Origin of the sequence: Kribbella sandramycini, assembly GCF_013131805.1 — a bacterium.
Lineage (GTDB): Bacteria > Actinomycetota > Actinomycetes > Propionibacteriales > Kribbellaceae > Kribbella > Kribbella sandramycini.
The window spans coordinates 179,405-192,294 of the sequence record NZ_JABJRC010000008.1; the positions used below are offsets into that span (position 1 = coordinate 179,405).

Here is a 12,890-nt window from a genome sequence, read left to right on the forward strand (position 1 = left end):
GATCACTGAGCACCGCATCCCGCTCTCCTTCACTCCCGACAGGTCTCCCCGGAAGCTAACACCCCGCCACCCGCAGGTCGACCGATTTACCGGCTGATGGTGGCGGGGAGGATTCGGGCGCCGGGGACGGGGGCTTCGGCTTGGCGGACCATGCGGCAGAGGCCGGATTCGGCGAGTTCTACGGCTAGGTCGACGGCGGAGCGGGAGTCGGCGGCGAGGAAGAGGCAGGTGGGGCCGGAGCCGGAGATCTGGGCGGCGAGGGCGCCTTGGTCGAGGCCGAACTGGAGGGTGTCGCCGAGTTCGGGGCGCAGGGAGAGGGCGGCGGCCTGGAGGTCGTTGCTGAGGGCAACTGCTAGGGCTTCGGGGCGGCCGGAGAGGAGGGCGGACATGAGTTCGGGGCGGACCTGGGGCGGTTCGACGCGGCGGAGCGGGCGGAGGCGGTCGAGCTCCTGGTAGACGGCGGGGGTGGAGAGGCCGCCGTCGGCGATCGCGAAGACCCAGTGGAAGGTGCCGCGGGACATCACCTCGGTGACCTGCTCGCCGCGCCCCTGGCCGAGGGCGGTGTGCCCGACCAGGCAGAAGGGGACGTCGGAGCCCAGCTCGGCCGCGAGCCCCTGCAGCTCGGTCTGCGACAACTGGAGGCCCCAGAGCCGGTTGCAGGCAACCAGCGTCGCCGCGGCATCGGTCGAACCGCCGGCCATACCGCCGGCGACCGGGATGGTCTTGCGGATGGTCAGCTCGACGCCCTCGTCGATGTCGTACTCCGCCTGCAACAACCGGGCGGCCTTGACGGCGAGGTTCGACTCGTCGGTCGGCACCTCACCGGCGAAGTCACCGGTCACCTCGACCGAGATCGTCGGGTCGTCGTCCCGCAGGACGGCCGTGACGTCGTCGTACAGCGCCACGGCCTGGTAGACCGTGGCCACCGGGTGGAAGCCGTCCGGCAACGGCGGACCGACCGACAGACCCAGGTTGATCTTGGCCGGCGCCCGCACCGTGACCTCAGCAGAAGGTGGCACGGGCACACACTAGGACATCAGGCAGTCTTCAACGACTGTCCTGCGCCGGCCAGGGCGGCGAACTCGGCGATTCCGAGCATCTCGCCGCGCAACGCCGGGTCGATCCCTGTGATGCGGAACACCTCGTCGAGGGCCGCACGATCCGGCATCCAGCGGGCGAGCGCCGAGCGTACGGTCTTCCGCCGCTGTGAGAACGCCGCCTCGATCACCGCGAACACCTCCTCGCGGGACGCCGCCGTCCCCGGGGGCTCGCGGCGCTCGAATGCGACCAGGCCGGAGTCGACGTTCGGCGCCGGCCAGAACACGTTCCGCCCGATCGGCCCGGCGCGCCGCACCTCGGCGTACCAGGCCGCTTTCGCCGACGGTACGCCGTACGTCCGCGACCCCGGCCCGGCAGCCAACCGATCAGCCACCTCCGACTGGACCATCACCAGCCCGTGCCGCAGCGAGGGCGACACCGCGAGCAGGTGCAGCAGGACCGGTACGGCGACGTTGTACGGCAGGTTCGCCACACACGCGGACGGCGACCCGATCTGCTCGGCCGTGACCGTCATCGCATCCGCCTCGATGACGGCGAAGTCGCCCACCTGACCAGGCGCGTACTCGGCGATCGTCGACGGCAGCGCGGCCGCCAGCACGGAGTCGATCTCGACCGCGGTGACCCGGTGGCCCTCGGCAAGTAACGCCAGCGTCAGCGACCCGAGCCCCGGCCCGATCTCGAGCACGGTCTCACCGTCGGCCGACAACTCCGCGGCGCGAACGATCCGGCGCACGGTGTTCGGGTCGATGACGAAGTTCTGGCCGCGCTGTTTGGTCGGACGGACGCCGAGCCGCGCGGCCAGGGAACGCACATCGGCCGGACCGAGGAGTCTCGGTCCGGCCGTTGTGGATGAATCAGACGAGGTCACCCCGTCAGTCTCGCACTATCAGGCCTTCTTACCGCAGTGCGGCCAGTCACCGTAGCCGCCGCGCGCCGCGCGAACCTTCTCGGCGATCGCAATCTGCTGGGCCTTGCTGGCCTGGTGTGCGTTCGGGGCGTACGTGCGGCCGCCGTAGGCCGCCCACGTCCCGCTGCTGAACTGCAGACCGCCGTAGAACCCGTTACCGGTGTTCAAGTTCCAGCGGCCGCCGGACTCACAGGCGGCGATCCGGTCCCAGGCGCCGGCGTTACCGCTGGTCGGCGGCTCCGGGGCTTCCGGCTTCTCCTTGGTGCCGACGGTGACCTTCTCGTCGACAGCCTCGGTGAGCACCTTGCTGGTGACGACCTTGGTGGCGCTGAGCTTGCCGTCCAGGTACGTGTACAGGTAGGTGACGGACTTGGAGCCGTCGGTGCCCTTGGCGGTGACCTTCTTCTCGCCCTCGAACATCTCGGCGGACTCGGTCTCGTCGGTGCCGTGGGCGACCTTCTCGGTCTTGGTCGCCCGCTTGGTGTCGACCTTGACGAAGCTGATCTTGTTCACACCCGTCTTCAGCACCGTCGCCGGCGCCGGGACGATCTTGTCGTCCTCGTCCCAGGCGATCTTGGCCGCCGTCAGCGCCTCGCCGACGGTCGAAGCCATCAGCTTCGCGGTCGACGGCTTGCCGGCCCGGACGATCTGCACCGTCCGCGGGGTCTTGACCGTGAGCTCCAGACCCTCACGCCCGATCGGGGCGGAACGGCTGGTCGAGAAGTAGGCGCCGGTGTCATATCGCAGGCCCAGGTCGGCCAGCGCCTCGGTGACGGTGTCGGCCGTCGTCCAGAAGGCCTTCTTCACGCCGTCGGCGTTCACGGTCAGCTGGCGGCCGTACTGCACCGCGATCTCCTGGCCGTCCTGGAGCTTCGAGTCCAGAGCGGGGGCGACCACGTCATGGTCGCCGACCTGAACTTTCTCCGCCTTCAGGGCGTCGGAGACGGTGGAGCCGAAGGTGTGCACCTTCTGCACCTGACCGTCGATGGAGAGGCTGACCGTCTTGCTCTTCGCGGCGTACGCCACGGAGCCGCCGACGACGGCGAACGCGGCTGTCACACCGACGGCCGCGATGATGGACTTACGCACTAACGCTCCCAGGTAGAGCTACCCGGGCACGGGGTGGGACAGCACTGGCAGCGGCCACAATCTCCGGGCTGGAGGCCCGGCTACCACGGTCGACGCCGAGGGGCGTGCTGTCCGGAATCTTCCCCGATCCCGGCCAACATCACGGGACCATAACGAAGAAGTCGCGTTGACGCCAATCCTCTTCCCGGCGCGTCGGAAAAAGGTGTAATGACGCGATCACGCCGAGTGATTCCCCCACTGCCCGCGATGGACGACTTCGGCCGTCGTCCGGCGGCCTCTCTTCAACGATGGAGACCGTTTGTCCGGGGCCCGGTACCCGATCGACAACACCCCGATCAGGTCGAACCCGGCCGGTACGCCGAACTCGGTCAGCAGGGCCCCCACCTGGTCCGCCGGAGGCCCGAAAAAGCAGGCTCCCAAGCCTTCGTCGACCACCGTCTGCAGCATCAGCAGCGATGCCATCCCGGTGTCGACGTACCAGTACGGCGCCGTCCAGCGGGACTCGTCGCGGTCGGTCCAGCCCTTGTCCGGCGCGGTGTACCGATCGAGGTACGCGTCCTTGTGCGCGAAGGCCAGGATCAGCAGCGGCGCCCGGCGCAGCCCTGTGACCCATTCCACATACTTCGGATCGGGGTCCGCGGCCGCGATCTCCCAGTAGCGCTCGCGATCCGCGCCCTCCAAGGTGAGGAAGGCCCAGCCCTGGGTGAACCCACCCGACGGCGCGCGGAGACCGTTCTCCAGGATCCGCTCGCGAATCTCGGCCGGGACCGGGCGGTCCGGGTCGTAGTTGCGCACCATCCGGCGCCGGCGGACGACCTCGCTGAACTCCATTACCAGGCCCCGCCGAAGGCGCGGTTGGCGTTGTCGTTCAGCGCCGCGCAGAGCTCGGGCACGGAGATGTTCAGCACGCCGGCCATCTTCCGCACGGTGTGCGGGATCAGGTACGACGCGTTCGGCTGCCCGCGATGCGGGGACGGCGTCAGGTACGGCGCGTCGGTCTCGACGAGCACCCGATCCAGCGGCGTGACCGCCAGCGCGTCGCGTAACGAGGTCGCGTTCTTGAACGTGACCACCCCCGCGAAACTCAGGAACGCGCCGCGGTTCACGCACTCGCGGGCGAACTCGGTGTCACCGGAGAAACAGTGCATGACCAGGCGATCCGGCACCCCTTCGCGATCCAGGATGCGCAGGATGTCGTCGTGTGCGTCCCGGTCGTGGATCATCAGCGTCTTGCCGAGCCGCTTGGCCAGCTCGATATGCGCGGCGAACGACTCGTGCTGCGCGGCGCGCCCGTCCTCGCCGGTGCGGAAGTAGTCGAGCCCGGTCTCGCCGATCACGCGAACCTTGTCGGAGACCTGAGCCAGCCGCTCGATATCGGCCAGCGCGCTGTCGAGCTCACCGGCGGCCTTCAGCTTCGGCGCCTCGTTCGGGTGCAGGGAGACGCCGGCGATCAGGTTCGGGTACTGCGTCGCCGCCTCGACCGCCCAGGCCGAACCGGGCAGGTCGCAACCGACCTGGACGATCCGCGTCACGCCGACCGAAGCGGCCAGCTTGATCGCCTCGGCCGGGCTCAGCCACGCGCCGTCTTCTCCGTCGGCGATATCCAGGTGGCAGTGCGCGTCGACCACGCTCATCGGCAACGGATCGGGCAACACCGGCCGGCTCCGGTCCCGCGAACGCCCGTCCTCACTGACCGCCGCCCGCTCTCGCGTCGGCCCGCCGATATCTGCCATGCGCCCAAGGTTACGGGGCGGACCGCCCCCACTCACCAACTATGCACAACCCCGCACCCCCACGCTCAGCCGAGCGGCCCAGACCACCCATCAGGCGAGTTGGTGAGTGTTGCAGGTCCGCCCTCCAACCGAGCCATCTCGACCTCCACGACCTCCGGGCCAAGTTTCGTGAACACCGGCCGAGGCACCGGCACCGCCGTCCCCGGGACAATCGGCTCGGAGGCCCACCGGGGCTGGGTTTCGTAGTCGCCGGCGATGACCGGATAGCCCGGGCCGCCGTCGAGGTCGGCGACCTCGCGGATCTCCGGAGTGGGCAAGAAGGCGCCGCGCCCGCCCAGAGCCTCGTGGACGCGCTGCGCCGCATGCGGGAGCACCGGCGCCAGCAGCCGGTTGGTATCGGCGACGACCTGAGCGGCCACATGCAGGACGGTTGCCTTGCGCTCCCGGTCGAACAGCTTCCAGGGCGCCTGCTGGGAGAGGTACTGGTTCGCCTCGGCGGCGTTGCGCATCGCGGCGCTGACGCCCTGACGGAGACGTTGCCGACCGAGCAAGTCACCCACGACGCCGAAAGCTTGTTTGCTCTTGGCAAGCAGCTCGTGATCGGCCGGGGTCAGCTCGCCGGGCGGCGGGATCGCGCCGTAGTTCTTGGCGATCATGGACGCCGTCCGGTTCACCAGGTTGCCCCAGGTGCCGACCAGCTCGTCATTGGTCCGGCGGACGAACTCCGACCAGGTGAAGTCGGTGTCCTGCGTCTCCGGCCCAGCGACCGCGATGAAGTAGCGCAACGGGTCCGGCCCATAGCGCTCCAAGACGTCGCGAACATAGATCACCACCGATCGCGACGACGAGAACTTCCGCCCCTCCTGAGTCAGGTACTCGCTGCTCACCACCTCGGTCGGCAGGTTCAGCACGCCGTACTCCCCCGGCGCGGCGTTGTGCGCGAGCAGCTCGGCCGGCCAGATCTGGGCGTGGAAGGTGATGTTGTCCTTGCCCATGAAGTAGTACGACTCGGCCGCCGGATCGCACCACCACTTCCGCCAGGCCTCCGGATCGCCGCTGCGCCGGGCCCACTCGACACTGGCCGACAGATACCCGATCACCGCGTCGAACCACACGTACAGCCGCTTCGCGCCCCAGCCCGGCAGCGGAACCGGGATCCCCCAGTCGATATCGCGGGTCATCGCGCGCGGACGGACGTCGTCCAGCAGGTTGGTCGCGAACTTCAGCACGTTCGGCCGCCACCCGGACCGGGTCTGCAGCCAGCCGCCGAGCTGGTCGGCCAGCGCAGGCAGATCGAGGAAGAGGTGCTCGGTCTCGACGAAGGCCGGCTTCTCGCCGTTGATCCGGCTGCGCGGGTTGCGCAGGTCGATCGCGTCGAGCTGGTTCCCGCAGTTGTCACACTGGTCGCCACGGGCGGCGGCGTACCCGCAGATCGGGCAGGTGCCCTCGATGTAGCGATCGGGGAGCGTGCGGCCGGTGGACGGCGAGATCGCGCCCTGCATGGTCTTCGGGACCAGGAAGCCGTTGCGGTGCACGACTTTGAAGAGCTCCTGCGCGACGGCGTAGTGGTTGCGCGTCGTCGTTCGGGTGAACAGGTCGTACGAGAGGCCCAGCCCCTGTAGGTCCTCGACGATGACCCGGTTGTACCGATCCGCGAGCTGTTGCGGGCTGACGCCGTCCCGCTCGGCCTGGACGAGGATCGGCGTCCCGTGCTCATCCGTCCCGGACACCATCAGAACGTCGTGACCGGCCATCCGCGAGTACCGGCTGAAGACATCGGACGGTACGCCGAACCCCGACACATGCCCGATGTGCCGGGGTCCGTTCGCGTACGGCCAGGCGACCGCGGACAGGATGTTGGTCATGCGGCCGACTGTAAGGACCGGGCCGACCGCGGACCAAGTATTTACGGCTGGATGACGAGCTTGCCCTGGGCGTGGCCGCCCTCGCTGATCTCCTGCGCCTTGGCGGCGTCGGTCAGCGCGAAGCTCTCGGCGACGCGGACGACGAGCTTGCCGTCAGCGGCGGCCTGGAGCTGCGAGTCCAGACCGGCGCGGACCTCCTCGGGGCTCGCCGAGCCGCTGGCAGAAGCGTGGACGCCGAGCTCACCGGCGCTGAAGTCGGCGATCGTGATCACCCGCTCGGGGCCGCCGAGCAGCTCGATCGACTCCGGCAGGCCGCCCTGGCCGGCGGTGTCGAAGGCGGCGTCGATGCCCTGCGGGGCGACGGCGCGGACGCGGTCGACCAGGCCGTCGCCGTACTCGATCGGGGTCGCGCCGAGCTCGCGGAGGAACTCGTGGTTGCGCGGCGAGGCGGTGCCGATCACGGTCAGCCCGGCGGCCGTCGCGAGCTGGACGGCGATCGAGCCCACAGCCCCCGCGGCGCCGTGGATGAGGATCGTCTCGCCCGCCTGCACCTTGAGCAGGTCGAGGACGCGCTGCGCGGTCTCGCCGGCCACCGGCAGGCCGACGGCCTGCTCCCAGCTGACGCCCGCGGGCTTGCGGGTCACGTTGCCGGCGATCGCGTACTCGGCGTACGAGCCGCCCGCCGCCCAGCCGACCACCTCGTCGCCGACCGCGAACTCCGCACCGTCACCGGCCTGGTCGACGACGCCCGCGACCTCGAAGCCCGGCGTCGCGGGGAAGGTGACGTCGAACATGCCCTGCATGTAGCCCCGGCGGACCTTGTAGTCCATCGGGTTCACACCGGCCGCGTGCACCTTGATCCGAACCTGCCCGGCGCCTGCCTGCGGCTCCGGCACCTCCTGGACCGCGAGTACCTCGGGACCGCCGAACTCCTCGAACACCACCGCTTGCATGTCACGCCTCCATCGGAATTTGCTTGATGCTTCAATCAATCATCGAGTGGTCCCGGATATTCCCGACTGGCCGAACGGACGGTTGTCCACTGGCCGTTCGGCCAGCTCGGGTGGATACGTCAACCGACGTACGCTGAGTGACATGGACGTACTGGCCGCAGCGGCGCAGATCCTGGACGGATCGCCGGAGGAGCTGCTCCCCCGGCTCTCCACCGCACTCGCGGAGCTGGTCCCGCATCGCGCGGTGGCGCAGCTGGCCAGCCAGTGCGCGACCACGCCCGTCTACACGTACGGCGATCCGACGCTCGCCCGCGCGATCACCGGCGCGGAGCTGGCCGGTCTGCTCGGCACGGTCACCGCGGGCCGGCCGTGGCACGGCGTCGTCCCGGTCGGCGGGGTGGACCACCCGGCCCTCGCGATCGCGAGCGATCGAGCGCCGCGCGGGTCGGTGCTGCTGTTCATCAAGGTCGACGGGGTCGAGTACGGCGAACATGACGCCGTCCTGCAGGCCGTGTGGGATCTGGCGACCATTCACATGTACCGGCTGACCCAGGAGAGCGATCCGAGCGCGACCGCGCAGTCCCGGGCGGTCGCGGACGCGCGGTTCGACGTCGCGGCCGAGTTGGGCGAGGCGCATGCGGCCACGCTCGCGACGCTCCTCGGCGTCCTGCGGAATCAGCGGATCGACGACGCCGCGGCCCGGTCGACCGCGGTCGAGGTCGCGCTGAACAGCCTTGCCGAGCTACGGATCGACACCCGGCGCGAACGCACGTACCACGGCGAGGAGTCGGCCGGGCGAGCCTTCGACCGGCTGGCCGAATCGCTGCGCGCGCTGCTCCGGCACACCACCGTCGAACTCGAACTCGATGCCCCCGGCAACGACCAGATGCTCCCCGGCGACCTCGCCCACACCGCCCGCGTCGCCGTCCGCTCCATCGTCCTCGCCATGCTGACCCAGGACGACGTGCGCCGCATCCGCGTCGGCTGGCAGTGGGACGGCGCCGACCTGCACACCGTCATCCGCGACGACGGCCCCGGCCGGTTGGACGGCGTCCTCGTCCTCGGCCAGCTCTCCGAACGCCTCCGCCTCCGGGCCGGCCAACTCGACCTCGAAGCCGTCCCCGGCTGGGGCCTCACCGCCCGCATCACCCTCACCCTCGGCGCCACCCCTCTCCCCGCCGAAGACCCCCTGGCCCCGCTCGGCGCCCGCGAACTCGAAGTCCTCGAACGCATCGCCCAAGGCTCCCGCAACCGCTCCATCGCCGACGACCTCCACATCAGCGAATCCACCGTCAAGTTCCACGTGGCCAACATCCTCACCAAACTCGCCGTCACCACCCGAACCCAAGCCGCCGCCCTCTACCACGCCACCTCCGCCTGACTCGCGCGCGAAGTACGGTTCGGGGATGGGGTTGACGGTGGGTGAGGTGGGGGTGTTCGAGGCGGCTCGGGGGCGGTTGGGGGCGATCGCTTACCGGATGCTGGGGTCGGCGGCCGAGGCTGAGGATGTGGTGCAGGAGACGTGGCTGCGGTGGGCGGGCGCAAAGCGGGAGCGGGTCGAGGTGCCGGAGGCCTGGCTGACGAAGGTGCTGACGAATTTGTGCCTGAATCAGTTGGCGTCGGCTCGGGCTCGGCGGGAGACGTACGTCGGGCAGTGGCTGCCGGAGCCGTTGCTGGCCGGGGATCCGATGCTGGGGCCATTGGAGACGGCGGAGCAGCGGGAGTCGGTGTCGATCGCGGTGCTGACGTTGATGGAGCGGCTGACGCCGAACGAGCGGGCCGTCTACGTACTGCGGGAGGCGTTCGACTACTCACATCGGGAGATCGCAGAGATCCTCGAGCTGAGTGAGGCCGCGAGTCAGCAGATCTTTCATCGGGCCAAGAAGCACGTGGCGGACGGGAAGGCGCGGACGGCGGTGGACGCGGCGACGGCCCGGCGGATCGTCGAGGAGTTCCTGGCCGCGGCGATGAGCGGGCAGACCGAGCCGCTGGTGAAGTTGCTGACCGGCGATGTGGTCGCGATCGGCGACGGCGGCGGCAAGGTGCCGGCCCGGGCGAGCGCGTTCGTCGGCGTCAAGGCGGTGGCGGCGTTCCTGCGCGGGCTGTTCAAGCCGGCGGCGGTCAAGCGGGCGTACGTCGGCGGCAGCCCGGACATGTACGCCGGGGTCGCGAACGGCGAGCCGTCGATCGTGGTCGTGGTGGGCGGCACGGTGGTCGGGATCATGCACCTCGAAGTGACGGCCGACGGCATCACCGCCGTCCACACCGCCGTGAACCCGGACAAGCTGGAGCGCGCGACCGCGCACTGGAACGCGACCGAGCACGAGGCGCCGCTGATCAGCCAGTGGTGATGTGAGCTGCTTCACAGTCGAGACCTGTCAGGAATCCGCGGGCTGCCCGGTTCAGGAGGCACAACCCCGCAGACAGGAGCACGGATATGAAGCACCGCATCGTTGTCCTCGGCGCCGGCTACACCGGAGCGGTCGCGGCCGGCCGGCTCGCCCGGCGGCTGCACGGCGACGACGTCCAGCTCACGGTCGTGAACGCCGAGCCGGACTTCGTCGAGCGGGTCCGCATGCACGAGCTGGCGGCCGGCCGGACGCTGAAGCCGCGACCGCTCGCCGAGGTGTTCAAGGGGACGGACGTCGTCCTGCGGGTCGCGAAGGTGGCCGCGGTCGACGTCGATCAGAAGCTCGTCACGCTCGATGACGGCGGTGAGCTGGGGTACGACACCCTGGTCTACGCGCTGGGCAGCCGGGTGAACGACCACGGCGTACCGGGCGTTTCGGCGTACGCCGAGCAGATCGCCGGCCGTCCGGGTGCGCTGCGGGTGCGGGCCAAGCTGGCCGCGCTGAAGGCCGGGCAGACCGTCACGGTGGTCGGTGGCGGGCTGACTGGGATCGAGGGTGTCACCGAGATCGCCGAAGCCCGGCCGGATCTGAACGTCGCTCTGGTGGCGGCCGGTGGGCTGGGCGATTGGGTGTCGGCCAAGGGGCAGCGGCACCTGCGGAAGGTCTTCGCCGGGCTCGGTATCACCGTCCACGAGCACACCAAGGTCACTCGCGTCGAGGCTGACGCGGTCGTGACCGCGGCCGGTACGACGATCCCGTCGGCGCTGACGATCTGGACGACCGGGTTCGCCGTCCACCCGATCGCGGCGGCGACGTCACTCGGGACGGCCGCGTCCGGGCAGATCCTGGTCGACGACCTGATGGCGTCGGTCTCGCACCCGGACGTCTACGCGATCGGCGACGCCGCCCAGGCCAAGGGCTCCAGCGGGCAGCTGCTCCGGATGTCGTGCGCCTCGGGCACCTTCACCGCCTACCAGGCAGCCGACGCGATCGCCGCCCGCCTGACCGGCGGCAAACTGCCGCACACGATGATCCGCTACTTCCAGCAGTGCATCAGCCTCGGCCGCAACGAAGGGCTCATCCAGTTCGTCACCGCCGGCGACCGGACCAAACAGTCCGCCCTCCGCGGCCGCGCCGCCGTCATCTACAAAGAGCTCATCTGCTGGGGCGCCTACGTCGGCGTCGCCAACCCCACCCTGGGCATGCCAGTCCGCCGCCGCCACCTCACCACGCGACCGACGCACCGCACCGCCACCCGCTGACCCACCAACAACTCCACCCCGCAAAGCGGGATGGTCGGGGAGCCGGATGAGGGAGGGGCCGGAGTTGGCTCCGGCCCCGGGTGGGGTGGGCCTCAGGCCTCTTCGAGGCGGGGGAAGAGCGGGTCGCCCTTGACCAGGACGGAGCCGGCGGGGAGCTGGCCCCAGGCGCCGGCTTCGGGAAGGCGCTGGTCGGCGAGGGAGCCGAGTTTGGGCTCGGCGCCGAGGAGCTCCCAGAGTTTGGTGGCGGTCTTCGGCATGGTCGGGTTGTGCAGGACGGCGACCGCGCGCAGGGTCTCGGCGGCGGAGTAGAGGATGGTGGCGAGGCGGGAGCGCTGCGACTCGTCCTTCGCAACCTTCCAGGGCTCCTGCTCGGTGACGTAGCCGTTGACCGCGCCGACCAGGTCGTTGATCGCGGCCAGGGCGTCGTGGAAGGCGAGCTTCTCGATCGCGGCGTCGGCTGTCGTGACCGTCTGGGCGAGTTTGTCGGCCAGCGCCTGCTCGGCCGGGCCGTGGTCGGTGGCCTCGGGCAGGGCGCCGTCGAAGTACTTGCCGACCATGGCGGCGATCCGGCTGGCCAGGTTGCCCAGGCCGTTGGCGAGCTCGGAGGTGTAGACCGCGCTCAGGTGCTCCCAGGAGAACGAGCCGTCCGAGCCGAACTGGATGGTCCGCAGGAAGTAGTAGCGGAAGGCATCCGAGCCGAAGTGGTCGGTGATCTCGTGCGGCGCGATCGCGGTCAGCTTCGACTTGCTCATCTTCTCGCCGCCGACGAGCAGCCAGCCGTGCGCGAAGACCTGCTGCGGGACGGGGATCCCGGCGGCGATCAGCATCGCCGGCCAGATCACCGCGTGGAACCGCAGGATGTCCTTGCCGACCAGGTGCACGTTCGCCGGCCAGAGCTTCGCGAACCGCTCCGGGTCGGTGCCGTAGCCGGCCGCCGTCACGTAGTTGAGCAGCGCGTCGACCCAGACGTACAGGACGTGCTTCTCGTCCCACGGGACCGGAATCCCCCAGTCGAACGTCGAGCGGGTGATCGACAGGTCCTGCAGCCCCTGCTTCACGAACGCGACCACCTCGTTCCGCGCGCTGGTCGGCGCGACGAAATCGGGCTGCGACTCGTACAGCTCCAGCAGCCGGTCGGCGTACGCCGAGAGCCGGAAGAAGTAGTTGGTCTCGGAGACCGTCTCCAGCTCGGTGCCGTGGATCGTGCACCGCTGGGTGCCGTCCTCGTCCGTCCGGATATCGGCCGGGAGCTTGAACTCCTCACAGCCGACGCAGTACAGCCCCTCGTACTCGCCCTTGTACACATCGCCCTGGTCGTACAGCGCCTGCACGAACTCACGCACCCGCTCCGTGTGCCGCGGCTCCGTCGTCCGGATGAAGTCGTCGTACGCGATGTCGACATCCACCCAGGCCGGCTTCCACGCCTCCTCGACCAGCTTGTCCGTCCACTCCTGCGGCGACATCCCCTGCGCCTCCGCGCTGCGCAGCACCTTCTCGCCGTGCTCGTCGGTACCCGTCAGGTACCACTTCTGCTCACCCCGCTGCGCGTGCCACCGGGTCAGGACATCCCCCGCCACCGTCGTGTAGGCGCTCCCGATATGCGGCGGCGCCGTGACGTAGTAGATCGGAGTAGTGACGTAATAGGCCTTCTCGGACATGTCTCAAGCCTAG

Annotated in this window: 11 protein-coding genes; 3 read left to right on the top strand and 8 right to left on the bottom strand. The window is 69.8% G+C overall.

Features of this window, described 5'->3' with window-relative positions; all coding sequences use genetic code 11:
* Nucleotides 1-86: 86 nt before the first annotated feature.
* From HPO96_RS28910 to HPO96_RS28940, 7 genes are all read right to left on the bottom strand, one after another.
* On the bottom strand, nucleotides 87-1,025 hold the full coding sequence (locus HPO96_RS28910) for a 4-(cytidine 5'-diphospho)-2-C-methyl-D-erythritol kinase (RefSeq protein WP_171677527.1): 939 nt from the start codon (nucleotides 1,023-1,025) through the stop codon (nucleotides 87-89).
* 11 nt (nucleotides 1,026-1,036) lie between these two features.
* A complete protein-coding gene (gene rsmA, locus HPO96_RS28915) occupies nucleotides 1,037-1,870 on the bottom strand; it encodes a 16S rRNA (adenine(1518)-N(6)/adenine(1519)-N(6))-dimethyltransferase RsmA (protein WP_337796857.1) in 834 nt (277 codons plus the stop codon).
* Nucleotides 1,871-1,945: 75 nt separating this feature from the next.
* Nucleotides 1,946-3,055 (bottom strand): ubiquitin-like domain-containing protein, encoded by a 1,110-nt coding sequence (locus HPO96_RS39285; protein ID WP_171677529.1) that lies wholly within the window; start codon nucleotides 3,053-3,055, stop codon nucleotides 1,946-1,948.
* A 216-nt stretch (nucleotides 3,056-3,271) separates the two neighbouring features.
* Nucleotides 3,272-3,886 carry a nitroreductase family protein gene (locus tag HPO96_RS28925; RefSeq protein WP_171677530.1) on the bottom strand — a complete coding sequence of 205 codons (615 nt, stop codon included), beginning with the start codon at nucleotides 3,884-3,886 and terminating at the stop codon, nucleotides 3,272-3,274.
* The gene (locus HPO96_RS28930; protein ID WP_171677531.1) at nucleotides 3,886-4,788 is read right to left on the bottom strand and encodes a TatD family hydrolase; all 903 of its coding nucleotides are present in this window, start codon (nucleotides 4,786-4,788) and stop codon (nucleotides 3,886-3,888) included. Before HPO96_RS28930 ends, HPO96_RS28925 begins: the two co-directional genes overlap by 1 nt.
* A 65-nt stretch (nucleotides 4,789-4,853) precedes the next feature.
* Nucleotides 4,854-6,653 carry a methionine--tRNA ligase gene (gene metG / locus HPO96_RS28935; RefSeq protein ID WP_171677532.1) on the bottom strand — a complete coding sequence of 600 codons (1,800 nt, stop codon included), beginning with the start codon at nucleotides 6,651-6,653 and terminating at the stop codon, nucleotides 4,854-4,856.
* A 41-nt stretch (nucleotides 6,654-6,694) separates the two neighbouring features.
* Nucleotides 6,695-7,606 (bottom strand): NADP-dependent oxidoreductase, encoded by a 912-nt coding sequence (locus HPO96_RS28940; protein WP_171677533.1) that lies wholly within the window; start codon nucleotides 7,604-7,606, stop codon nucleotides 6,695-6,697.
* Between the two features lie 142 nt (nucleotides 7,607-7,748).
* On the opposite strand from HPO96_RS28940, the gene HPO96_RS39290 reads away from it, so the two are divergent.
* The 3 genes from HPO96_RS39290 to HPO96_RS28955 all read left to right on the top strand — a co-directional run bounded on the left by HPO96_RS39290 (nucleotide 7,749) and on the right by HPO96_RS28955 (nucleotide 11,219).
* Nucleotides 7,749-8,987 carry a helix-turn-helix transcriptional regulator gene (locus HPO96_RS39290; protein WP_272954719.1) on the top strand — a complete coding sequence of 413 codons (1,239 nt, stop codon included), beginning with the start codon at nucleotides 7,749-7,751 and terminating at the stop codon, nucleotides 8,985-8,987.
* Nucleotides 8,988-9,012: 25 nt separating this feature from the next.
* Nucleotides 9,013-9,957, top strand: coding sequence for an RNA polymerase sigma-70 factor (locus HPO96_RS28950; RefSeq protein ID WP_171677534.1), 945 nt, complete (start codon nucleotides 9,013-9,015; stop codon nucleotides 9,955-9,957).
* An 86-nt stretch (nucleotides 9,958-10,043) separates the two neighbouring features.
* The gene (locus tag HPO96_RS28955; RefSeq protein WP_171677535.1) at nucleotides 10,044-11,219 is read left to right on the top strand and encodes an NAD(P)/FAD-dependent oxidoreductase; all 1,176 of its coding nucleotides are present in this window, start codon (nucleotides 10,044-10,046) and stop codon (nucleotides 11,217-11,219) included.
* Between the two features lie 92 nt (nucleotides 11,220-11,311).
* Here the strand turns inward: HPO96_RS28955 and metG (HPO96_RS28960) are convergent, their stop codons facing one another.
* Nucleotides 11,312-12,877, bottom strand: coding sequence for a methionine--tRNA ligase (metG, locus tag HPO96_RS28960; protein ID WP_171677536.1), 1,566 nt, complete (start codon nucleotides 12,875-12,877; stop codon nucleotides 11,312-11,314).
* Between the last annotated feature and the right edge of the window lie 13 nt (nucleotides 12,878-12,890).